We start from the raw sequence: 23738 nt of genomic DNA on the forward strand, positions 1-23738 counted from the left end.
AGGTCCTTTAGCGGCCGCGCATGAAGAGTTTGTCGAGGTCGTCCATGCCCAGCTGCGTCCAGGTCGGTCGACCGTGGTTGCATTGGCCGCTGCGCTCGGTGCTTTCCATATCCCGCAGCAAACCGTTCATTTCCGGAATAGTCAGGCGGCGATTGGCGCGCACTGCGCCGTGGCAGGCCATGGTGCCCAGCAGCTCATTGAGATGCGCCTGAATACGGTCGCTGGTGCCGTACTCCATCAAGTCAGCCACCACGTCGTGCACCAGTCGATTGGCCTCAGCCTGCTTGAGCAACGCTGGAATCTGGCGAATCGCCAGGGTTTCCGGGCCAAGCCGCTGCAACTCAAAACCCAGACGCTGGAACCACGCGGCATGCTCCTCCGCGCAATCAGCCTCACGCTGGCTCACGGCAATCGATTCAGGCACCAGCAACGGCTGCCCGCTCAAGCCTTCGCTGGCCATGGCGACTTTCAGGCGCTCATAGGTGATGCGTTCGTGTGCGGCGTGCATGTCTACCAGCACCATGCCAATGGCGTTCTCGGCGAGGATGTACACGCCTTTAAGCTGCGCCAACGCATAGCCCAACGGCGGAATGTCGCCCTGGTTTTCAGGCAAGGCCGTTGGCGCGCCGCCGGCAGCAAGCGGGGCGAAATAGTCGCGATACACGCCCTGAGTTTCTGCCACGGGAAGGCTTTGCGACGGACGCGCCGCCTGGTAGCCGCCCTGATACCCGCTGCCCGGCGCGCGCCAGACATTGTCCGAAGCCGGACGCTCCAACACATTGGCCGACAGGCTCATCTCATTTTGCGGACCGAACTCCCCCGCCGCCTGCCCGGTAGGCCGCAGCATGCCGGCCACCGCTGCCGGTGCGGCCAGTTGGTCTTCCGGGCGAACCTCACCCAGCGCGCGGTGCAAGGTGCCATATAGAAAGTCATGCACCATGCGCCCATCACGGAACCGCACTTCGTGCTTGGTCGGGTGCACGTTGACGTCGACCACCGACGGATCAATTTCGAGGAACAGAACAAACGTCGGATGACGACCGTTGAACAGCACGTCTCGATACGCCTGGCGCACCGCATGGGCGACCAGTTTGTCGCGCACCGCCCGGCCGTTCACATAGAAATATTGCAGGTCGGCCTGGCTACGGGAGAACGTGGGCAGCCCAACCCAGCCCCACATGCGTAAACCGTTGCGCTCGATTTCGATGGGCAGCGCCTGCTCCAAAAATGCCGGGCCACACACCGCCGCGACTCGGCGAGCGCGTGCGGCCTCGTCATGGGCTTCGTGCAGAGCGAGCACGCTTTTGCCGTTATGGCGCAGATGAAACGCCACGTCGAAACGCGCCAATGCCAGGCGCTTGACCACTTCTTGAAGATGGTCGAATTCGGTTTTTTCCGCCTTGAGAAACTTGCGCCGCGCTGGGGTGTTGAAGAACAGGTCGCGCACTTCCACCGACGTGCCGACCGGATGTGCCGCCGGCTGTACGCGGGGCGCCATGTCGCGGCCTTCGGTTTCAACCTGCCAGGCTTGCTCGGCATTTGCGGTGCGAGACGTGAGGGTCAGGCGCGCTACAGAACTGATGGAGGCCAGCGCCTCACCGCGAAAGCCCATGCTCATGACGCTTTCGAGGTCTTCCAGCTCACGAATCTTGCTGGTCGCGTGGCGTGCCAGCGCGAGCGGCAAGTCGTCGGCAGCGATACCACTGCCGTCGTCGCGCACGCGCAAGAGCTTGGTGCCGCCCAGCTCGGCGTCCACATCAATACGCGATGCGCCAGAGTCGAGGCTGTTTTCCAGCAGCTCTTTGATCACCGAGGCCGGACGCTCAACCACCTCGCCAGCAGCGATCTGGTTCGCCAGCCGAGGGCTCAGCAGCTCGATACGCGCTTGCGTCAACTCAGCGACCGTCATGGCTGCGCCGCCAAAGCGGTCGGTGGAATTTGCAGATGCTGACCAACTTTCAGGGAATCGGTTTTCAAATTGTTGGCCGAGCGAATGGCGGCTTGGGTTACTTGATACCGCTGGGCAATCATCGCCAGGCTTTCACCGGAAGCCACCAAGTGGTCGCGAGGCCCAGGCGCGATTTTCCCCGAGTCACGCAGCCAGGCGATGTAAGTGCCAGGCGGCGGGTTTTGCTGGAAGAACTGGCGCACGCCGCTGGAGATCGAGCGCGCCAGCGATTGCTGGTGGCTGCCGCTGGCCAGTTTCAAGGACTCATTCGGGTTGGAGATAAACCCGGTCTCGACCAGAATCGAAGGAATATCCGGCGACTTCAACACCATAAACCCGGCCTGTTCAACGCGGCGCTTGTGCAGCGACGTCACGCTGCCAAGGTTGGTGAGCACCTTCTGGCCGACGTTGAGGCTGGAGGACAGCGACGCCGTCATCGACAAGTCGAGCAGCACACCGGCCAGCATCGGGTCTTTGTCGTCGAGGCTGACGTTGCCCGCGCCGCCAATCAAGTCAGAGCGGTTTTCACTGTCGGCCAGCCAGCGTGCCGTTTCCGAGGTGGCGCCGCGATCTGACAGGGCAAACACCGAAGCACCGAACGCCGATTTGCTCGGCGCGGCGTCGGCGTGAATCGACACAAACAGGTCAGCGCCCTTCTTGCGGGCGATCTCGGTGCGTTTGCGCAGCGGAATAAAGTAGTCGCCGGTGCGCACCAGCTCGGCGCGGTAGCCTTTGGTGCCGTTGATTTGGCGTTGCAGCTCGCGGGCGATGCCCAGCACCACATCCTTCTCACGAGCACCACGCGGGCCGAGGGCGCCGGGGTCTTCGCCGCCGTGACCAGCGTCAATAGCGATCACGATGTCGCGCTTGCCGCTCGGGTCTGGTGGCGTCAGCTTGGGCAGCGGCTGGGTCGGCGTTACCGGCACCTGCGGCGCGGCAGCGGTGGTGGTCGACGGCAGGCTTGGCGAACTGTCGGCGCCTTGGTCGAACAGGTCGACCACCAGGCGATCGCCGTACTGCTGGTTCGGCGCCAGGCTGAAGCTCTTGGGCGTAACCGGGGACGACAGGTCGATAACAATGCGCAGGTCAGTGGGCGAACGCTGCGCCGACCGCACGCTGGTGATCGGCGTATTGGCAATCGACAGCTGTTCGAGCTTGGTCGCCAGCGTCGCGCCGTTTACGTCGATGACGATGCGGTTGGGTGACGTCAGGGTGAACACGCTGTGGGTCACCGGGCCCGACAGGTCGAACACCAGGCGTGTGTTATCCGGCGCGCGCCACAGCCGTACGCTTTTGATATCGGCCGCAGCCACTAAATCGGCAGCCAATACGGCAAGCAGCACAGCAACCCCGGTAACCAGCGCGCGCATGCGCATACCCAACCCCACTCTCTTATTGATGCTTTTCGTATTTGGCTAAGGCGGCACACCAGGCCTCGCCCAATCCGTTGTGCGGCGTAAAACGCAGCAGGCGCCCGCTCTTGTGGGGGCTAATGGTAATGTCCACGTCCGCCTTTGGCAAAACGCCAACACCGCGCTGCGGCCATTCGATCAGGCACAGGGCATCGCCTTCGAAGTAATCGCGAATGCCCAGAAACTCTAGCTCTTCGGGATCGACGAGGCGGTAAAGGTCAAAGTGAAAGGCGCGCACCCCGCCCAGCTCATAGGGCTCTACCAGGGTGAACGTCGGACTTTTCACCGCACCGGTATGACCCAGCCCGCGAATAATGCCGCGCGACAGGGTGGTTTTCCCTGCGCCCAGATCGCCATGCAAGTAAATGATGCCGCGCCCACCGGTGACCTCAGCGATGCGCGCACCCAGCTCCAGCATCGACGCTTCGTCTGCTTTATAGATATCCACACTCACATCAGACATGGCGACTGTTCCTGCAAAAGCTGACGAGTTACCGCGATTAAATCACTGGCGGCCAGGCCTCGGCCCTGCTCGCCCAACTGCTCACCCGCCCGGGCGTGTAGCCACACCGCCAAGCACGCGGCATCGAACGCCGACATACCCTGAGCCAACAGTGCGCCGACGACACCGGCCAGCACATCGCCCAAGCCTGAGCCGGCCATCGCCGGGTGGCCGTGATCGCAAACACATAGCCGCCCATCCGGCGCGGCGACCAAACTACCTGCGCCTTTGAGCACCGCTACGGTCGCAAAGTTTTTCGCCAAAGCACGCGCCGCTGCCGGCCGGTCGGCCTGCACCTCGGCAGTGGAGATACCGAGCAGGCGCGCCGCTTCACCTGGGTGCGGCGTGATCACGCTGTTGGCGGGAAGCACTGCAGGCTTGTGCGCCAACAGATTCAGCGCATCGGCATCCCACACTTGAGGCAAATCGGCATGCCGGGCGACGGAAAACAAACTACGCCCCCAGGCTTCCTGCCCCAAGCCGGGCCCCACCACCAACACGTGAGCACGCTGACTAAGCGCCGTTAACTGGTTGGCCGAGCTGATGCCCGCGCACATGATTTCCGGGCGACGCACCAGCGCGGACGACACATGCTCCGGGCGCGTTGCCAAGGAAACCAGGCCGGCGCCGCAGCGCAAGGTGCTCTCGGCGGCAAGCAAGGCGGCGCCGCCAAAGCCACGATCGCCACCGACCACCAGCACATGACCGAACTGACCTTTGTGCGCGGTCGCCGAGCGAGGCGCCAGATGCGCAAGGGTGGCAGCGCTTAGCCGCTGGGCCACATAAGCCGTTTCGGCGACCAACTTCGGCTCGGCGCGCAGGTCATCGAACACCAACTCACCGACCAGCGCCGGCGCTTCGCCAGTGAACAGCCCGACTTTCAATGCAATAAAGGTGACGGTGAGGTCGGCGCGCACGGCCTCGCCCAGCGCGGTTCCGGTGTTGGCACACAGCCCCGACGGCACATCCAGCGCCAGCACCGGCAGACCGCTGGCATTGATTGCGCTGATCACGTCGGCATAGGGAGCCCGAACCTCGCCGGTTAGCCCCGTGCCAAGCAAGCCATCGGCCACAACGCCGGCCAATGGCGCATCGGCGTGCCACGGTTGCGCCGTTATCCCGGCCTGCTTGGCTTCAGCGTAAGCAGAGGCGGCATCGCCAACCAGTCGCGCCGTATCGCCGACGGCATACAGATGAACCTGCCACCCGGCACGCTGGGCCAGGGCCGCGAGCAGATACGCGTCGCCGGCATTGTTGCCATGCCCCGCCACTACCGTGACTTCATTCACCTGCGGCCAGCGCTGACGCAACGCGCGCCAAGCACCATGGGCGGCACGCTCCATCAATTCAAAGCCGGGAGTGCCCGCCGCAATAAGGCGGGCGTCGAGATCACGTACCTGGGCGGCACTGTGCAAAGCGGTGGGGAATGCGTCGTTGATAGGCGGCATGCGTCAGTCGGCTCGGATGTCTGGCAGAATTATACGCACCTCTGCCTTAGTTGCCTGCGCCCATGTCCAACCCTGCCCTTGATGTTGTCAGCCTCGCCCAGTCGATCAAAGACTGGGGGCGCGAGCTTGGCTTTCAGCAAGTCGGCATCGCCGGGCTGGACCTGGGCGAGCATGAAGCGCACTTGGAGCGCTGGTTGGCGGCGGGGTATCACGGCGAGATGGACTACATGGGCGCCCATGGCAGCAAACGCTCGCACCCCGAACAGTTGGTGCCCGGCACCTTGCGCGTGGTCTCGCTGCGGATGGACTACCTGCCCGGCGACACGCTGATGGCGCAGCGGCTTGGCCAGCCGGAAACCGCCTATGTGTCGCGCTACGCGCTGGGCCGCGACTACCACAAGCTGATTCGCAAGCGCCTGCAGCAACTGGCCGAACGCATTCAGCAAGCCATCGGCCCGTTCGGCTACCGCGCATTTGTCGACAGCGCGCCGGTGTTGGAAAAAGCCATTGCCGAGCAAGCCGGGCTTGGGTGGATCGGCAAGAACACCTTGGTCCTGAACCGCAAGGCCGGCAGCTACTTTTTCCTGGGCGAGCTGTTTGTCGATGTGCCGCTGCCGGTCGATGCATCTCACACCAGCGAACACTGCGGTCGCTGCACCGCTTGCCTGGATATCTGCCCGACCAACGCCTTTGTCGGCCCGTATGTGCTTGACGCCCGCCGCTGCATTTCTTACCTGACCATCGAGCTGAAAGGTCCGATTCCTGCCGACCTGCGCCCCTTGATCGGCAACCGGGTGTTTGGCTGCGATGACTGCCAGATCGTCTGCCCCTGGAACCGTTTCGCCAAGCCGACTGAACAGAGCGACTTCGCCCCGCGCCATAGCCTCGACAACGCGCAGTTGGCCGAGCTGTTTCGCTGGAACGAAGAAGAATTTCTGAGCCGCACCGAAGGTTCGCCATTGCGGCGTGCGGGTTACGAGCGGTGGTTGCGCAACTTGGCGGTAGGGCTGGGCAATGCGCCGTCGAGCATTCCGGTTATCGAAGCGCTGGAACTGCGCCGGGATGATGATTCGGAGATGGTGCGTGAGCACGTGCAGTGGGCATTGGAGCGGCATGGGCGGTGATGCTTTCGATTCTGTGGGAGCGGCTTTAGCCGCGATGCTCCTGAGGGCAAAAAAGCATCGCGGCTAAAGCCGCTCCTACAGGCTGCCCGGTCCCGGTAGCACTTCACCTCGGCGGGTGACCGATCCTGCTCGGAGCAACAACCCACCCCCGTCGTCCTCGCGAACGCGGGGACCCAGAATGTCGGAGCGGACGGTGAATGCCTGCACGACCCTGGATTCCCGCCTACGCGGGAATGACGGCGCAAGGTTCGGTCCGCGAGCGGTGAGCCGAAGGCGAAGCCCAACGGCTGTGCGCCCGTGCCAATCAAAACTTTTTAATAAAATGCTCGCGGTAGTACTTCAGTTCGGCAATCGAGTCGTAGATGTCGTCCAGCGCCAAATGGCTGCCCTTCTTGGTGAAACCATCACGAATCTGCGGTGCCCAGCGAACCACCAGTTCTTTCAGGGTGGACACGTCGAGGTAGCGGTAGTGGAAGTACGCTTCCAGGTTCGGCATGTAGCGGTAGAGGAAGCGGCGGTCCTGGCCGATGCTGTTGCCGCAGATCGGCGATTTGCCTTTCGGTATCCACTGTTCCAGGAATGCGATGGTCTGGGCTTCGGCTTCCTGGGCGCTGATCTTGCTGTCGCGCACGCGTTGGGTCAGGCCGCTTTCGCCGTGGGTGCGGGTGCACCATTCGTCCATGGCCGCCAAGGTTTCATCACTCTGGTGCACCGCAATCACCGGCCCTTCGGCCAGCACGTTGAGGTTGCTGTCGGTGACGATCGTCGCCATTTCAATGATTACGTCGGTTTCAGGATCCAGGCCGGTCATTTCCAGGTCGATCCAAATAAGATTCTGCGGGTTTTGCATGGTGCGGCTCCTCTGCGTAGCTGCGCAGTTTAGCTCAGCCATGGCGCGCGGCGGCGATCTCGGGCGGCGTGCTAAACTCGCCGGCCATCTGCATCGTTGCAGGCAGCGCAGCTCGCGCTCGCCAATTTGTTGCTTATTTAATCGGAAGTCCCATGGCCAAACGCCAGCTCAACCGTCGTCAAAATTGGCGCATCGAGAAGATTCAAGGCGAGCGCGCCGCCCGCGCCGCCAAGCGGGAGTCGCAATCACTGGAGGCACTGGAAGGCGGCGATCTCGGCCCCGAGCAGGTGGGACTGGTGATTGCGCACTTCGGCGTACAAGTTGAAGTCGAGGCGCGTGACGGCGAATTGGCCGGACAGGTTTTCCGCTGCCACCTACGGGCCAACCTGCCAACGCTGGTGACCGGCGACCAAGTGGTGTGGCGCGCCGGCAACCAGGGCATCGGCGTGATCGTGGCGCAATTGCCCCGTCACACCGAACTGTGCCGGCCCGACACCCGCGGCCAGCTGAAGCCGGTGGCCGCTAACGTCGACCTGATCGTCATCGTCTTCGCGCCGCTGCCCGAACCTCACGCCAACCTCATCGACCGCTATTTGGTAGCAGCCGAACACGCCGGCATTCGGCCGTTGCTGCTGCTCAACAAAGCCGACCTGATCGATGATAAAAACGCCGTGGCGCTTAACGCGCTGCTCGGCGTGTATCGGCAGTTGGGTTATCCGTTGTTGGAAGTATCCGCCCACCACGGCAACGGCATGCAGTTGTTGCAGGCCGAGCTGGATGGACACGTGAGCGTGTTTGTGGGGCAGTCAGGTGTGGGCAAGTCGTCGCTGGTCAACAGCTTGCTGCCGGAAGTCGACACCCGCGTCGGCCCGCTGTCCGAGCTGACTGGCAAGGGCACGCACACCACGACCACGGCGCGCTTGTTCCACTTCCCCAACGGCGGCGAGTTGATCGACTCGCCGGGCATTCGCGAATTTGGTTTGGTGCACGTCAGCCGCGATGACGTCGAAGCCGGCTTTATCGAGTTCCACGACCTGCTGGGCCAATGCCGCTTCCGCGACTGCAAGCACGACCGCGAGCCGGGCTGCGCACTGCTCAAAGCGCTGGAAGACGGGCGCATCCAGCCGCAGCGAATGGCGAGCTATCGGCACATTATCTCGACCCTTCCCGAGTCGGATTACTGAAACAAAAAGGCCGCGTCGATACGCGGCCTTTTACGTTGGGTTCGGCACTCAGTTTTCCCGCGCCTGATCCACGCGCAACGCACCGTTATCAAACACGTTGAGCTTTTCGCGAAATTGCTCTGGCGAGGTTTGCGCGCCGGGCGCGGTTCCGGTCGGCGCGGGAGAGGCGCCAGGCGCAGGCGCTGCGCCGGGTACGGCCGGAGCGCCTTCGACTGGCGGCGCCTCACCCTCTTCACCGCCCTGCTCGCCTTCAATAGCGCGCTGAGCCTTTTTGGTCAGCACGATGATGTCGATCCGACGATTCACCGGGTTCATGGGGTCTTCGCGATCAAACAGCGCCGAGGAGGCGTAGCCGACCACGCGAGCGATTTGCTCTTCCGGGTAACTGCCTGCCACCAAGGTGCGCCGCGCCGCGTTGGCGCGCTCGGCCGACAGCTCCCAGTTGCCGTAATCACCACGGCCTACGAACGGCTTGGCATCGGTGTGGCCGCTGACGCTGATCTTGTTAGGCACCGCCTTGATGGTGTCCGCCATGGCGATGAGGATGTCTTCGAAGTACGTTTGCAAGCGCGCGCTGCCACTGTCGAACATCGGTCGGTTGGCGGCGTCCATGATCTGAATGCGCAGGCCGTCCTGAGTGATCTCGAACAGAATCTGATCCTTGAAGCGCTGCAACTGCGGGTTCTCGTTGACCTTATTTTGCAGTTCTTGCAGCAGCAGTTCCAGGCGCTCTTTTTCCAGTTTTTCGGCGATGTTTTCCGCTTGCGTTTCGCTCGGAGAAATATCGCTTTCGGTATCGGACGCGGTGTCGGTGGCAGCCTTGGCGTCTTTCACGTCGGGATTGAGCGTTTTGTCCGGCGCCGGCGTTGGCGTGCCGCCCAGGTCAATCACATAGGGGCTGGCGCTTTCACTGAAACCGACGGGGTCCTGGAAATAACCGGAGATGGCCTTCTTCTGCTCTGGCGTGGCCGAGGACATCAGCCACAGCACCAGGAAGAACGCCATCATGGCAACGGCGAAGTCCGCGAAGGCAATTTTCCATGCGCCACCGTGGTGGCCGGCGGCAAATTTCTTGACGCGTTTAACGATGATGGGTTGGTTGTTGTCCATCTATCAGCGACCGCGAATCGCTTGTTCCAGCTCGCTGAAACTGGGTCGATGCGCCGGGAACAACACTTTACGGCCGAACTCCACCGCCAGCGACGGCGGCATGCCCGAGGCCGATGCAACCAACGAAGCCTTGATGGCTTCGTACACGTTCAGCTCTTCCTTGGCATCGTGCTCAAGGCAAGTGGCCAAGGGTCCGAAGAAGCCATACGCGGCGAGAATACCGAGGAACGTACCCACCAGCGCCGCGCCCACGTGTTGGCCCAAGGCCGATTGCTCAACCTGCCCCAACAGGGCCATGGTCACCACGATACCGAGTACCGCTGCCACGATACCGAAACCGGGCAAGCCGTCGGCGATGCGGGTTACGGCGTGGGAGTTGTGTTCGAGTTCTTCTTTAAGGCTGCCCAATTCCATGTCGAACAGGCCTTCGAGTTCATGCGGGGCCATGTTGCCGGACGACATGATGCGCAAGTAGTCGCAGACAAAAGCGGTCATGCCGGCGTCTTTGAGCAGGCCTGGGTATTTGCTGAAAATAGCGCTGGCGGCGGGGTCTTCAACGTCGGCCTCGATGGCCATCATGCCCTCGCGGCGACTCTTGTTGAGGATCTCGTAAAGCATGCTCAACACTTCCAGATAGAAAGCGTGAGTAAAACGGTTGCCGAACATTTTCAGTGCTTTTTTGAACACTGACATGAAGGTGCTGCCGGGGTTGGCTTGCAGAAACGCACCCAATGCCGCACCACCGATAATCATCACCTCGAAGGGCTGAATAAGCGCCGCGATTTTACCGTGGGATAAAACGTACCCGCCCAGTACCGACGCGAACACAACGATGATGCCGATGATTTTTGCCATATAAGGATTACTTAGAAAGTCAGGAAGACGCAGCCAATGAGAGGGGCATAAAAATCACCCCTTCTAATTATCGGAACTTATACGCCAGACTATAGCCAGTTAAGGTTAAAAGCCAATGGGCTCACAACAACATGCCGACCTTGCCACCCGTACCATCAAGCCTGAAAACCTGGCTTAAGCACCTCGACAGTGTTCGTCTGCCAATACTGGCGACGACCCACGAACGGGTTCGGCGTTCCCTGCTTAATAGCAGCAGTTCGTTGCGCGATGTCGCCAATGTGATCGAAGCGAGCCCCTCGCTTGCCCTGTTGGTTTTGCGTGAAGCCAACCGAAGCAACAACAGCTTGAGCGAGCCGGCGGAGAGTCTCGAAATCGCCATCACGCGCCTGGGTTTGAAGCGCACCGAAGACCTTCTAAATATGTTGCCGGTGATTGCCGAGGAAAAAATCCCCAAGGCACTCCGGCAAATCCAGCTCATCAGTCAGCACGCCTCGCAGCAGGCCAGCGGTTTGTTTGCCAATCGCCTGGCGCGGCTGTGGCAGGAAATCCACTGGAGCAGCTTGCTGTTTTTGTCGCCACTCTGGCCGCTGGCGGCGGCGCATCCCGAGCTGGTGGATAAATGGGAACAGCGGGTGCTCGGCAAGGGCGAGCCGACCCACAAGGTCGAGCGCGAACTGTTCGGCGTCACGCTACCCACGCTCTGCCTGGCACTTGCTGAGCAGTGGCGCCTGCCGGAATGGATCATCCAAGCGTATCGCCTGCTCGCGACCGATCGCCGCCTGCTGGCGAAAGCGCTTCACATCGCACGTAATAATCAAGAGCCGCTGCATCAGCAACAGTTACTCGACGCCGACCCGGCGCTGTCGCGCTGGCTGACGCATCCGGGCAACACCATTTTATTTGCCAATGCTTTAGCGCTGAGTTCCCACCAAGCCTGGGACTGCCCGCACAGCTTGCGTTGGCAGCGCATCACCGCGCTTTATTTGCAGCTGCCGCTGGCAGATCTTCAGCAACTGACGCACCAACAAGCAGTCACCAGTGCGCGGCAATTTCCCGGAACCGATTTATGGCACCCGGCTCATGCCCTGCTCTGGCCGTGGGATGCCCGTCACCTGCAAGCCATAGCTGAACCCGCGCCGCCGCCGAAGGACACCTCGCCCGCGTGGCAACAGTACTGCCGTGAGCTGCTGCGCGAACCGAGCGCCTTCGCCAACCTGTTGCAACTGACCGCCTGCATTCGCGACGCGCTGGACGCTTGCGGCATGAGCCGCGCGCTGGTGTTGTTGGCTGATAAAACGCAAACGCGCCTGGTGACGCAGCAGATCGTCGGCCTGCCCAAAGAAGCGCAAGCGCTGACTCTCGATGCCACCCAGAGCCAAGTGCTCAAACGTTTGCTTTCGCAGCCAGGGCAACTGCGCTTGAGCCCGGACAACATCGCTCAATTCTCGGCCTTATTGCCCGGAACCTTGAAAGCCCTGTTTCCCGGCGAGCACACCCTGCTGCGCTCGCTGGCCAACAACGGCAAGGTGGTGATGATTCTGGTCGTCGACCAGCAAGGCACGCCGCTGAGCGAGCCCTGCGTGCAGGCGTTTGGCAAAATATCGCAATGCATCGAACGCGCCTTGGCCAGCTTTGCCAAACGCGGGCGCTAGCCTTTCCGCTACAATTTGCCCCCTATCCACTTGGCCCGGAGGCCATGCATGTCCGCCTTCACTGGTTTGCCGCTGGTCATCGAACCCGCTGAACTCGCCTCGCGCCTCGCTGCGCCCGAGCTGATTCTGGTCGACCTCACCAGCGCTGCGCGCTATGCCCAAGGGCACATTCCGGGCGCGCGCTTCGTCGACCCCAAACGCACGCAACTCGGCCAACCGCCTGCGCCAGGTTTGCTGCCAGAACCCGCGCAGCTGCAAGCGTTATTCGCAGAACTAGGGCACAACCCCGACGCCGTTTATGTGGTGTATGACGATGAAGGCGGCGGTTGGGCCGGACGTTTCATCTGGTTGCTGGATGTGATCGGCCACAGCGGATACCACTACCTGGACGGCGGCCTGCTGGCCTGGCAATCGGAAGCACTTGAACTCAGCACCGACACCCCGGCGCCGACCACACAAGCGCCGGGTGCCGTGCAGATTCACGAGGCCCCAACCGCCACCCGCGAGTACCTGCAAAGCCGCCTGGGCAGTGCCGACCTTGGCATCTGGGACGCCCGTGCGCCGTCGGAATACCGCGGCGAGAAAGTTGTCGCAGCACGCGGCGGCCACATTCCCGGCGCGGTGAATTTCGAGTGGACCGCCGGCATGGACCAGGCCCGCGCCCTGCGCATTCGCCAAGACATGCCCGCCATCCTGGAAAGCCTCGGGCTGAGCAAAGACAAAGAAATCATCACCCACTGCCAAACCCATCACCGCTCCGGCTTCACCTACCTGGTGGCCAAGGCGCTGGGCTATCCGCGAGTGAAGGCATACGCCGGCTCATGGGGCGAGTGGGGCAATCTGCCGGATACGCCAATCGAGGTGTAAACCTCGGCTACTTATTCAACGTTTAGGAACATCCATGAAAGATCGTTTGTTTATCCTCAGCCAATACTTGCTGCCCCACCACCTGCTGTCGCGGGCCATTGGCTGCATTGCCGAATGCCGCGCTGAGTGGCTGAAAAATCCGCTCATCAAGTGGTTCGTCAACCAGTATCAAGTGGACATGAGCGAAGCGCAGGTAGAAGACCCGACCGCCTACGAAAACTTCAACGCCTTCTTCACTCGCGCGTTGAAAGACGGCGCACGGCCATTGGACGAAACCCCTGGCGCGGTGCTCTGCCCTGCCGACGGCGCCGTTAGCCAGCTTGGCCCGATCGAACACGGCCGGCTGTTCCAAGCCAAAGGCCACAGCTTCAGCGCCGTGGAACTGTTGGGCGGTGAGGCTGAACGTGCAGCGCCTTTTATGGGCGGCGAGTTCGCCACCATTTACCTGTCGCCCAAGGATTACCATCGCGTGCACATGCCACTGGCAGGCACCTTGAAGGAAATGGTTTACGTGCCGGGGCGACTGTTCTCGGTGAACCAGACCACAGCGGAAAACGTGCCGGAGTTGTTTGCACGCAATGAGCGCTTAGTCTGCATTTTTGACACCGAGCGCGGCCCCATGGCGGTGGTGCTGGTGGGCGCGATGATCGTTGCGGCCATCGAAACGGTGTGGGCCGGCCAGGTTGCGCCACCGACACGCCTGCTGAAAACCACCCGTTATGACGCAGCGGCGCGCGGCCCCATTGAATTGGCAAAAGGCGCTGAACTGGGCCGCTTCAAGCTGGGCTCCACGGCCATCGTGCTGTTCGGGCCGAACCAGGTTAAGTGGGCCGAACATATGGTTGCCGGCAGCGCAACGCGCATGGGCGAGCGCCTGGCCGACGCACGCTGAAATGCGTGCACGGCACGAGCCCCGTGCAGTGCCGTTGAACATCTGAGTCCGGCTTGAGGTCTGACGCCTAACAAACCTCGACCGGCAAAGGCAAAACGCCATCTTGGCCATACCCCCGATTGGCTGCGGGTATGGCAAGATGCTGCTAGAGTTCGGAAAACCGACATTCAGATCGACTCGCCACGCCACCGTGCGCAGGAGTGTCCAGCCAGATGGATTACGAGTTACATGGATAAACAGAATCCCCACCTGCTGCTACGTGTACCGACGCCAAACCAGCAGAAACTTTCGTTCTGTGACTCCAGCCCTCGCGATCTCAAACGCTGGATCGCCGGCCTGCCGAAGGCCAATCTGGGCGAAACAGCCCGCCAGCTTTATCAATGCCTGGTCGAGCTCAATCAACTCATCACCCCTGCCGAAAATCGCCTGCAGCTGCTTGAACTGTTGCGTGCTGAAGTCTATTTCGTCAGCAAGCATTTGGAACGTCACTTCCTCAATCAGGCCATCGTGCTCGATGAGCGTCCGCGCAAAGTGGCCAACCTTTGCCAGGCCTTGGAAAACCATCTCGCGGCCGGCTACAAACTGATCGTCTCCCAGGAAGCGCCGCGCAACAGCCGCGAGCGCAACCAGATGCAGCTTCTGACCATCGCCATTCAACGTGCCTGCCACTGCTTGTGCGGCCCGCTGATTCGCGCGAGCCAGTTATATTGCCCGGTACCCGAAGGGCTCTGGCTGGAATTGCACAAGCTCTACCAAATTGCCCAAAACAGTGCGCTGCAAACCATCGTCGTGCGCGACGACATGGCACTGCACACCAAAGGGCTGAGCGTCGAACAGACCTACCTGATTGCCCTGCTGCTAGGCTGCGCGCGCACCAACCAGATGCGCCAGAACGGCATCGCGAAGCTGGCTGAAGTGCTCGGCGCGTGGAGCTCGATGGTGCACCTTCAGGCGGCGGACGAACCCGGCAGCCTATTCGCCGTGCCCTCGCAGGTCGACGGCCCGCCGCGCTACAAATCGCTGTTCCATGACAACGAACTGCAAAGCTTGCTCGGCATTGATCCGCAGCCGTTGGTGGATGCGATCAAAGAGCACCTGATGATGGAGCCCGAGAACCGTGCAACGTCGCGCTTGCTGGTGCCCGAAGGCATGAGCATCGACCTGCTGCAACACCTCGGCTCGGCCTGGGGCGACATCGCCGAACGCACCTTCCAACGCAACGCCGGCCACGGCAGCTTGCGACTGTGCTTGGGCATGAGCGCTCTGCATTTTTTCCTGGCCGGCGGCAAGCCATTCAACGAAGTGCTCAAGCGCCAGGAAGAACGTCAGACCGCGAGCTTCAAAGCCGTCAATGCCGACGCCAAGGACATCTGGCGCAATGCCTTCGACGCGCAAGCCAACGTGGACTGGAACGGTGGCCTGCCCCACGAAGAAATCCAATACCAACGACCGGCGGGTGAAGCCGAGTCCGCCACAGGCGCGGCAGAAAACAACTACGCGACCTTCGAGCTTCCCATCGTCAACCACAGCCCCGGCGGCTATTGCCTGAGCTGGCCGAAAGAAGTGCCCAGCCAGCTGCAAGCCGGCGAGCTACTCGGTGTGCAAGATTCGCCCGAGCAGAGCTGGAGCGTGGCGCTGGTGCGCTGGATTCGCCAAGTGCGCGGTGGCGGCACGCAAATGGGCATTGAGCTGATCGCGCCGCACGCCCAGCCGTGCGGCCTGCAACTGCTGCGTAAAGCGGATCAGAACAGCCAATACCTGCGTGCGCTGCTGCTGCCGGAAATCAGCGCTATTTCGCGGCCCGCCACCGTCATTACGGCGCGCTTGCCATTCCAGGAAGGCAACAAGGTTCAAATCAATTTGAACGGCGAAGAACGCCGCGCGGTGCTGAGTCGCAAGCAAACCAGCACCGGCAGTTTTAACCAGTTCGAGTACCGCGTTGTAGAGCAGGCGACCCCCGAACAAGGGAAGCCGGTCACAGCGCCGAAAACCCAAAGCGCGGGCGGCGAGGAAGACTTTGACTCACTTTGGAAGTCACTGTAGATTGCGCCGCACACCCCCTTTTGTCGCCTTTTCGCGCCCGTTCGGCGCAGTCTAAGCACACGCCATGGCCATCGAAAAGAAAACCATCCGGCTGCTGATTCTCGAGGACTCGCAGAACGAGGCCGAGCGTCTCGTCAGCCTGTTCCGCAATGCCGGTCGCGCCACGCGCGTGCACCGTCTGACGTCCAGTGACGACCTGGCTACCGCACTCCAGCAAAGCTGGGATCTGCTGATTGCCGCACCGAGCAGTGAAAACCTCGACCCCAGCGAAGCGATCAATGCGATTCGCCGCCAGGCCAAAGACATTCCGCTGATTCAGCTCACCGCGGACAACGACCCCGACGCCATCACCGAAGCCCTCGCGCTCGGCGCGCAAGACGCCTTGCCGCAAGGTGAAGACGAGCGCCTGATTCTGGTCGCCAACCGTGAGCTGGCCAACCTCGAAGAACGTCGTGGCCGCCGCGTCGCGGAAATTGCCCTGCGCGAAGCCGAGAAACGCTGCCAGTTGCTGCTCGACAGCTCGGTGGATGCGATCACCTACGTTCACGACGGCATGCACATTTACGCCAACCGCGCGTACCTGAAGCTGTTCGATTACGAAGATGCCGACGAGCTCGAAGGCATGCCGATGATCGATCTGATCTCCGGCTGCGATCACGCCAACTTCAAAGATTTCCTCAAGAACTACCAGAGCGCCGAAGGCAGCGCCGAGCTGACGTGCAGCGGCGTAAAAGCCAACGGCCAGACCTTCCAGGCGCGCATGAGTTTCTCGCCCGCCACCTACGACAGCGAACCGTGCATTCAGGTAGTGATTCGCGCCGAAACCGGCAACGCCGAACTGGAAGAAAAGCTGCGTGAAATCAGCAGCCAGGACCTGGTCACCGGCCTGTTCAACCGCAGCCATTTCATTGAGCTGATGGACGCCGCCGCCGAGCGCGCGGTAAACGCCGGCCAACCGGGCACGCTCAGCTATATCCGCGTTGACCGCTACAGCAACCTGCTAGCGGAAACCGGGCTGGCGGGCATCGACCTGCTGCTCACTGATCTGGCCAACCTGCTGCGCGAGCACTTCAGTGATGACTCGCAATTGGCCCGTTTCGGTGACGACGTATTTACCGTGTTGCAACCGGGCAAGACGCCGGAACAGGCGCAAGGCGAGCTTGCCGCCCTGCTGAAAAAAGTCGAAGGGCACATGTTCGACGTCAGCGGCCGCACGGTGCAAACCAGCCTGTCTATCGGCGTGGCGGGTCTCAATGAGAAAACGCCAAAAGCGCAGGAAGTGATCGACCGCGCCCACCGCTGCGCCGACGAGTTGGGCGATGGCAACGCCATCAAGCTCTACAACCCGGCCCAGGAATTGGCCGCTGCGGCGAATCGCGGCAACATCGTCGCCATGGTTCAGCAGGCGCTGGAAAACAACAGCTTCCGCCTGCTGTTCCAGCCGATCATCAGCCTGCGCGGCGACAGCAATGAGCACTACGAAGTGCTGCTGCGCCTGCTCAACCCGCAAGGCGTTGAAGTGCCGCCCGGCGAATTCCTCGAGGCGGCGCGCGACGCGGGCCTGGCCGAGAAGATTGATCGCTGGGTAATCCTCAACTCCATCAAGCTGCTCGCCGACCACCGCTCCAAAGGCCACAACACCTGCCTGTTCGTGCACCTGTCGCAAGCCAGCGTGCAAGACCAGACGCTATTGCCGTGGCTGAGCGTGGCGCTCAAAGCCGCCCGCTTGCCGTCCGATGCGCTGGCGTTCCAGCTCAGCGAACCGGATGCCACCACCTACCTGAAACAGGCCAAAGCGCTGACTCAGGGCTTGGCGGAACTGCATTGCAAAGTCGCCCTCAGCCAGTTCGGCTGTGCGCTCAACCCGTTCAACACGCTGAAGCACCTGAGCGTCGATTTCGTCAAAGTAGACGGCTCGTTCTCTCAGGACCTGAGCAACGCCGACGCTCAGGAAGCGCTGAAAACCCTGCTCAGCAGCCTGCACGCGCAAGCCAAGCTGACCATCGTGCCGTTCGTGGAAAGCGCCAGCGTGCTCGCCACGTTGTGGCAGGCGGGCGTGAATTACATCCAGGGTTACTACTTGCAGGGTCCGAGTCAGTCGATGGACTACGACTTCGCGGCGGGCGATGAGTAAATCTAAACAGCATCGCCGCTAAAGCCGCTCCTATAGGGAAACCTCGATTCCTGCGGGGGCTGCCGGTCTGGTCGGCCGCGATGGTCTCGATCTGTTCAAACAAAAAAGGCGCCCCTCGGGGCGCCTTTTTTGTATCGGCATCGCTTAGTGCTGAGCAGCACCTGCGCCTTCGGCCTGCATACGGGCCAGTTCCTGGGCGTACAGGGCGTCGAAGTTAACCGGGGCCAGCATCAGTGCCGGGAACGAACCACGAACCACCAGGCTGTCCAGGGTTTCGCGCGCGTACGGGAACAGAATGTTCGGGCAGAACGCACCGAGGGTGTGGCTCATGGACGCGGCGTCCAGGCCCTTGATCAGGAAGATACCGGCCTGCTGCACTTCAGCGATGAAAGCGGTTTCTTCGCCGGTTTTAACGGTAACCGACAGGGTCAACACCACTTCGTGGAAGTCACCTTCCAGCGCTTTCTGGCGAGTGTTGAGGTCCATGGCAACGCTTGGCGCCCATTCCTGACGGAAGATTTCCGGGCTTTTCGGTGCTTCGAACGACAGGTCGCGCACGTAGATGCGTTGCAGGGAGAATTGTGGGTTTTCAGCGCCTTGAGCAGCGCCTTCGTTGGTCACTTGATCAGTCATGTGCAAAACCTTCTTATCGTTAAGTGCGTACAGATTCGTTCGGGACGTTAACCCTTGAGCAGCGCGTCCAGCTTGCCGGCGCGCTCTAGGGCGTAGAGGTCGTCGCAGCCACCGACGTGGGTGGTGCCGATCCAGATTTGCGGAACGGACGTGGCGCGGGCTTTGCGGGTCATTTCAGCGCGCACATCAGGCTTGCCATCGACGCTGATTTCCTCGAACGCCACACCTTTGTTGGTGAGCAACTGTTTGGCGCGGATGCAGTACGGGCACCAGGCGCTGGAATAAACGATGACGGCAGGCATATCACTTCACCACTGGCAGGTTTTCGCTGCGCCAGCTGGAGATTCCGCCAGACAGCTTGGCCGCATTGAAACCGAGTTTTTTCAGATCGCGGGCGACGGCGCCGGCGTGTTGGCCCAGGGCGTCGACCACGATGAGGGTTTTCGCCTTGTACTTCTCCAGTTCGGCAACGCGAGTGGCCACTTTGTCGTACGGAATATTCACCGCGCCGACGATATGCCCGGTGGCGAAATCTTTGTTAGGGCGAACATCAAGCACGATGCCTTCGTCACGGTTGACCAGCGCGGTCAGCTCACGCGTGCTCAAGCTGGCGCCGCCTTTGCTCAATTCGGTGAAAATCAGCAATGCCAGCAGCACCGCGAAAATACTGCTGAGCACGTAGTGGTTGGTAGCAAATTCAATCAGGTGAGCGAGCATCAATATGTCCCAGAACGGCAAAATGTCGGCCAGTATACACAGCCCCCAAGGGTGGCCAAACCCCGTCCAGCGGTGACGTAGCCGCCAACTTCGCTTTAAAATGCCGAACCTTTTTAGCCTGACGGAAAACTAATACGCGGGTGAACAATCCTTCACCGCATTTCCTCAGGTAAAACCTCGATCTCCCATTGCCAAAAGCGAGCCGGATAATGACTGCCACGCCCAAACCACTGGTGCTAATCATCCTCGATGGCTTCGGTCACAGTGACAGCCCCGAGTCCAACGCCATCTACGCCGCCAACACCCCTGTATACGACCACTTGCGCGCCACCCAGCCCAACGGGCTGATTTCCGGCAGCGGCATGGATGTCGGTTTGCCGGACGGCCAAATGGGCAATTCGGAAGTCGGCCACATGAACCTCGGCGCCGGCCGCGTGGTGTACCAAGACTTCACCCGCGTGACCAAAGCCATCCGCGAAGGCGGTTTCTTCAGCAATCCAGCTCTGGTCACAGCCGTTGATGCGGCCGTCGGTGCCGGCAAGGCGGTGCATATTCTCGGCTTGCTTTCCGACGGCGGCGTTCACAGCCATCAAGATCATCTGGTGGCCATGGCCGAACTGGCTGCCCAGCGTGGCGCGGAAAAAATCTATCTGCATGCCTTCCTTGATGGCCGCGACACGCCGCCAAAAAGCGCCGAGCCGTCGCTGCAGTTGCTGGACGACACCTTTGCCAAGCTCGGCAAAGGCCGCACCGCTACGATTATTGGCCGCTACTTCGCCATGGATCGCGACAACCGCTGGGACCGTGTCGAGCAGGCTTACAGCCTGATCGTCGACAGCAAGGCCGAATTCGAAGCGGCCAACGCTCATGCCGCGCTCGAAGCGGCCTACGCCCGTGGCGAGAGCGACGAGTTCGTAAAGGCCACCCGCATTGGCGCGCCCGCCCAGGTTGAAGACGGCGACGCCGTGGTGTTTATGAACTTCCGCGCCGACCGCGCCCGCGAACTGACCCGCGCGTTTGTCGAGCCAGACTTCGCTGACTTCTCCCGCGCCCGTGCGCCAAAACTGGCGAGCTTTGTCATGCTCACCCAATACGCGGCCAGCATCAAAGCGCCCATCGCCTTCGCTGCCAGCAGCCTGGACAACGTGCTCGGCGAATACCTGGCGAAGAACGGCAAAACCCAACTGCGCATCGCTGAAACCGAGAAATACGCACACGTTACGTTCTTCTTCTCGGGCGGCCGCGAGGAACCGTTTGAAGGCGAAGAGCGCATTCTGATCCCCTCGCCAAAAGTGGCGACCTACGATTTGCAGCCGGAAATGAACGCGCCCATGGTCACCGACCGCATCGTTGAAGCCATCGAGCAGCAGCGCTACGACGTCATCGTGGTCAACTACGCCAACGGCGACATGGTCGGCCACACCGGCGTGTTCTCGGCGGCGGTAAAAGCTGTGGAGTGTCTGGATGAATGCGTGGGCCGTATCGTCGCCGCGCTGGATAAAGTCGGTGGCGAAGCGCTGATTACTGCCGACCACGGCAACGTCGAGCAAATGGAAGACGAAAGCACCGGCCAGGCGCACACCGCCCACACCTGTGAGCCGGTGCCCTTCATTTACGTGGGCAAACGCGCGCTGACGATTCGTGAAGGCGGCGTGCTGGCCGACGTGGCGCCGACTATGTTGACCTTGATGGGCTTGCCCAAGCCTGCAGAAATGACTGGGGAAAGCATCGTCGTATTGCAGTAAAGGGGCTCGCTGGCGTCGCGTCGATCGCCGACGCGACGCCAGCATCAGCGCGTTATTCGTTGCCATAACTCACCCGCTGATTGCCTTCGGCGGGGCGGTTCACAAAGACCGCGTCGAGATCGCTGTTACCCCGCCCCAGCGCTGCGTTCCAATTCGCTGAAAGATGAATGTAGTGGCGCCGCAGTAGCGCGTACTCCGCATCGCACAGTCCCGCTCCAGCTTCGCCCAGCACATAGGCCTCTAGCTTCTCGGCAATGTTGTGCAGTTCTTCGGGGAGGACGAGGCCCGGCGCGGTGATGGGCTTGAACGCCACGCCTACACGCTCGGCCGCTGCCCGCATCGCGCGCAGGTATACCAGTGATAACTCTCCGCGCACCTGCCGGGTACCGAGCAAGGCGGCGTATACGCGTTTTTGCGCGACTTGCCCGTTTTCCCGCCTAGGCACAGGTACATTCCACGTCACGACGCTCAATTCTTCGGGCGCGAAATAGCACAACCACTGCGCTCGGGTGCGCTCAAATTGGGCCTGCGTACGTTGCCAGGCGGGGCTGCGTTCATTGGCGGTGGTGACGGGGCAGCAGCTGCTATCCGGTTTACTCAGCAGCACCCTTTCCGTCATGACGGGCCGGTAACCCCCACCCACATCGGAATGGCTGCCGGGCACCTCTACGTCATTGCCCGTGCGCGTCAGCGCGAAGTTCTGCCGGTATTCGTCGTCCGCTACCAGCTGCACGATGGAGCGGGCGCAGCCCACCGGCAGTTGCAACGGGACCCCGGCATTGTCGGCACTTGGCGCGCTAAAGGCGATGAGCAGCGGTTCGGAAATGTGCGCGACCGTGTCGAACAAACCGATGAAGTTCAGCGCCAGGTCGTGGCCGATACGCCAGTCAAACGCCAGAGGCAGCAGCGCCGAGCCGGCGGGTATGAAACGGGCCAGCGCAGACGCCGGGCCTTTACGTAAATCGTTGGCGCAGTGGCGGGCTGCCGCGGCTCCCCGGCTAAAGCCAAACAGGTCGACGGCAATGTCGCGAATGACCAGCCCCGGATTCTTTTCCCGCAGCCTGCGCATTTGCTCGACCACCAACGTCGGAACCTGCTCCACGCGAGCCAGAACACCCGTGCTGCCGCGGCCCGACCATTCGCTGAATAGGGAATCGGATTTACCGCTACGGGTACCGATGCCTTCGATATACACCGACAGATACGCCGTCTCGGCGTCGGCGGGAAGCGGTTCCTCGGCATGATTGGGATACAGGTCATACAGGCGCGCAATATTGCTCGGGGCGTTTCCATAGCTGTTGTCTGGCGCGGCGCCATCGTCGCTGTATCCGAGCGCGTGCAGGGCGTTCGCAGCCTCTGGGTCCACGTTCGCGTCGCTGGCCAGGCACTGCACGGTAGCCGCGTTGAGCTTGTTGTTGCCGGTGCCATCGAAGAACAAGCCCAGGTGCAACGTAACGGGGTGGTCCGATGGAGCTTCGCGCAGTCCCGGTGCGGGATAAGCGTTTTGCGACGCTACGTTCGGCGAAGCGTTTGGCGCGGCGGCCGGCGTAAACATCGGCTCAGCGCCACTAGCGCGGTCTTCGTTCAACCAACCTGACGACGTTGCCCGAAGGCTTTCGAGGGGAAAATTCATGCGGATTTTGCTCCATTAACCTCAACAACTTGTCCTTTGCCTCGGTGCCGCAGGGCATTGCCAGACGGCCCATTGGGCAGGGAGCAGGTTGGAGCCAATGGTGTTGAAAATAAGCAGGATCACTCTGAGCGCGGCTTTCCCCGAGGATTGTTCTGCCCGCGAATGCGCGACGAAAAAACCAGGGTAACGCCCATAAAAAAACCGGGCTCAACGCCCGGTTTTCTTTACATCCCAAGCAGTATCAGTGCTTGGTTTGTTCGCCGGCTTTCTTGGCCAGGTAATGCACGAACAGTTGGTTGGCGTTGCCCAGCGAGGTCAGGTGGGCGTAGATCCAGCCGAGGAAGCCCGAGCGGTGCAGATCGAGAACATGCTCGTCGGCCAAGGCCAGGAATTTCTCTTCGTCGACGGCCAGGAAGTCGCTCAGCACAAACGACTCGCCGCTGGTGTGGCTCAGTTTCAGCGAGCGCGGCGCCAGCAATTCCAGTTCGTTGAGCTTGGCGACGAAACGACGGGTGCGCTCCATTTCGGCGGTGAAGTTTTGCAGGAACTGAATCATCTCTTCGAGGAATTCGCTGTTCTGCCCTTCGGTGGTGAACAGCTCGCGGCCTTCGGCTTCGTTCCAGCCTGGGTAGGCGGCGTCGAAGCACACGGTGAAGTTCTCAGCGCCGTCTTGGGCCAGCACGAACGGGTAGCGACGCACGAAGGCAGGAATGTAGGTGTTTTCGGCCCATTGCTGGTCGGCGCCGACGTAACCGTTGTGGCCTTCTTTGAGGCCCAGCAAGGCGATTGGCATGGCGTTTTCGCCTTCGCCGATAAATACGATTGGGTAGTGACGTGCGGCTTGGAAAAACTCCAGGCCGGCCAGCGGAACGAGGTGGGTGCTGGCGGCGAATTCACTGTTGTTGAGGCCGGCGAGCTTGAGGCTTTTGTGCTCGTCGCGGTTAAGGGCTTTGATGTCTTTGTAAAGCAACAAGGTGGTCATGCAGTAA

20 protein-coding genes are annotated in these 23738 nt (G+C 61.4%); 8 read left to right on the forward strand and 12 right to left on the reverse strand.

Annotation, left to right across the window (positions count from 1 at the left end):
* Positions 1-7: 7 nt before the first annotated feature.
* The 4 genes from mutL to ACZZZU_RS12620 are packed head-to-tail and all read right to left on the reverse strand — an operon-like array spanning position 8 to position 5310.
* Positions 8-1909, reverse strand: a complete 1902-nt coding sequence (gene mutL, locus ACZZZU_RS12605) for a DNA mismatch repair endonuclease MutL (protein ID WP_463550774.1) — start codon at positions 1907-1909, stop codon at positions 8-10.
* Positions 1906-3336 (reverse strand): N-acetylmuramoyl-L-alanine amidase, encoded by a 1431-nt coding sequence (locus ACZZZU_RS12610; RefSeq protein WP_163016471.1) that lies wholly within the window; start codon positions 3334-3336, stop codon positions 1906-1908. Before ACZZZU_RS12610 ends, mutL begins: the two co-directional genes overlap by 4 nt.
* Before the next feature lie 4 nt (positions 3337-3340).
* On the reverse strand, positions 3341-3823 hold the full coding sequence (gene tsaE, locus ACZZZU_RS12615) for a tRNA (adenosine(37)-N6)-threonylcarbamoyltransferase complex ATPase subunit type 1 TsaE (protein ID WP_463384062.1): 483 nt from the start codon (positions 3821-3823) through the stop codon (positions 3341-3343).
* On the reverse strand, positions 3811-5310 hold the full coding sequence (locus tag ACZZZU_RS12620; protein WP_463550775.1) for an NAD(P)H-hydrate dehydratase: 1500 nt from the start codon (positions 5308-5310) through the stop codon (positions 3811-3813). Before ACZZZU_RS12620 ends, tsaE begins: the two co-directional genes overlap by 13 nt.
* A 62-nt stretch (positions 5311-5372) precedes the next feature.
* Between ACZZZU_RS12620 and queG the strand changes: the two genes are divergently transcribed.
* Entirely contained in the window at positions 5373-6434 is a 1062-nt protein-coding gene (gene queG / locus ACZZZU_RS12625) for a tRNA epoxyqueuosine(34) reductase QueG (RefSeq protein ID WP_463550776.1), read from the forward strand.
* Between the two features lie 304 nt (positions 6435-6738).
* Here queG and orn read toward each other — a convergent pair whose 3' ends face one another.
* Positions 6739-7284: an oligoribonuclease gene (orn, locus tag ACZZZU_RS12630; RefSeq protein WP_463550777.1), complete on the reverse strand. Its 546-nt coding sequence runs from the start codon at positions 7282-7284 to the stop codon at positions 6739-6741.
* A gap of 152 nt (positions 7285-7436) precedes the next feature.
* Here orn and rsgA point away from each other — a divergent pair, with 152 nt between their 5' ends.
* Entirely contained in the window at positions 7437-8468 is a 1032-nt protein-coding gene (gene rsgA, locus ACZZZU_RS12635; RefSeq protein WP_122491960.1) for a small ribosomal subunit biogenesis GTPase RsgA, read from the forward strand.
* Positions 8469-8516: 48 nt separating this feature from the next.
* Here rsgA and motB read toward each other — a convergent pair whose 3' ends face one another.
* Positions 8517-9578 (reverse strand): flagellar motor protein MotB, encoded by a 1062-nt coding sequence (motB, locus tag ACZZZU_RS12640; RefSeq protein WP_463550778.1) that lies wholly within the window; start codon positions 9576-9578, stop codon positions 8517-8519.
* Positions 9579-9581: 3 nt separating this feature from the next.
* A complete protein-coding gene (motA, locus tag ACZZZU_RS12645; protein ID WP_463384068.1) occupies positions 9582-10433 on the reverse strand; it encodes a flagellar motor stator protein MotA in 852 nt (283 codons plus the stop codon).
* A gap of 131 nt (positions 10434-10564) precedes the next feature.
* On the opposite strand from motA, the gene ACZZZU_RS12650 reads away from it, so the two are divergent.
* From ACZZZU_RS12650 to ACZZZU_RS12670, 5 genes are all read left to right on the forward strand, one after another.
* Positions 10565-12085 carry an HDOD domain-containing protein gene (locus ACZZZU_RS12650; protein ID WP_463550779.1) on the forward strand — a complete coding sequence of 507 codons (1521 nt, stop codon included), beginning with the start codon at positions 10565-10567 and terminating at the stop codon, positions 12083-12085.
* 48 nt (positions 12086-12133) lie between these two features.
* Positions 12134-12952: a rhodanese-like domain-containing protein gene (locus tag ACZZZU_RS12655; RefSeq protein ID WP_463550780.1), complete on the forward strand. Its 819-nt coding sequence runs from the start codon at positions 12134-12136 to the stop codon at positions 12950-12952.
* 34 nt (positions 12953-12986) lie between these two features.
* A complete protein-coding gene (asd, locus tag ACZZZU_RS12660) occupies positions 12987-13844 on the forward strand; it encodes an archaetidylserine decarboxylase (protein ID WP_463550781.1) in 858 nt (285 codons plus the stop codon).
* Positions 13845-14072: 228 nt separating this feature from the next.
* Positions 14073-15887: a molecular chaperone gene (locus ACZZZU_RS12665; protein WP_463384071.1), complete on the forward strand. Its 1815-nt coding sequence runs from the start codon at positions 14073-14075 to the stop codon at positions 15885-15887.
* 64 nt (positions 15888-15951) lie between these two features.
* Entirely contained in the window at positions 15952-18021 is a 2070-nt protein-coding gene (locus ACZZZU_RS12670; RefSeq protein WP_122491966.1) for an EAL domain-containing protein, read from the forward strand.
* A gap of 144 nt (positions 18022-18165) precedes the next feature.
* Here the strand turns inward: ACZZZU_RS12670 and secB are convergent, their stop codons facing one another.
* From secB to ACZZZU_RS12685, 3 genes are read right to left on the reverse strand one after another with little or no spacing between them, the layout of a single operon-like run.
* Positions 18166-18654: a protein-export chaperone SecB gene (gene secB / locus ACZZZU_RS12675; RefSeq protein WP_122451596.1), complete on the reverse strand. Its 489-nt coding sequence runs from the start codon at positions 18652-18654 to the stop codon at positions 18166-18168.
* A gap of 47 nt (positions 18655-18701) precedes the next feature.
* Positions 18702-18956 carry a glutaredoxin 3 gene (grxC, locus tag ACZZZU_RS12680; protein ID WP_122491967.1) on the reverse strand — a complete coding sequence of 85 codons (255 nt, stop codon included), beginning with the start codon at positions 18954-18956 and terminating at the stop codon, positions 18702-18704.
* 1 nt (position 18957) lies between these two features.
* Positions 18958-19371, reverse strand: a complete 414-nt coding sequence (locus ACZZZU_RS12685) for a rhodanese-like domain-containing protein (RefSeq protein WP_122491968.1) — start codon at positions 19369-19371, stop codon at positions 18958-18960.
* A 209-nt stretch (positions 19372-19580) separates the two neighbouring features.
* Between ACZZZU_RS12685 and gpmI the strand changes: the two genes are divergently transcribed.
* Positions 19581-21116, forward strand: a complete 1536-nt coding sequence (gene gpmI / locus ACZZZU_RS12690; RefSeq protein ID WP_463550782.1) for a 2,3-bisphosphoglycerate-independent phosphoglycerate mutase — start codon at positions 19581-19583, stop codon at positions 21114-21116.
* A 52-nt stretch (positions 21117-21168) separates the two neighbouring features.
* Here gpmI and ACZZZU_RS12695 read toward each other — a convergent pair whose 3' ends face one another.
* Both ACZZZU_RS12695 and ACZZZU_RS12700 read right to left on the reverse strand, forming a co-directional pair.
* Positions 21169-22749 carry a DUF2235 domain-containing protein gene (locus ACZZZU_RS12695; RefSeq protein ID WP_463550783.1) on the reverse strand — a complete coding sequence of 527 codons (1581 nt, stop codon included), beginning with the start codon at positions 22747-22749 and terminating at the stop codon, positions 21169-21171.
* A 241-nt stretch (positions 22750-22990) separates the two neighbouring features.
* Positions 22991-23731 carry a SapC family protein gene (locus ACZZZU_RS12700; RefSeq protein ID WP_122491971.1) on the reverse strand — a complete coding sequence of 247 codons (741 nt, stop codon included), beginning with the start codon at positions 23729-23731 and terminating at the stop codon, positions 22991-22993.
* Positions 23732-23738: the final 7 nt, after the last annotated feature.

It is taken from the genome of Pseudomonas sp. AC136, assembly GCF_979258585.1.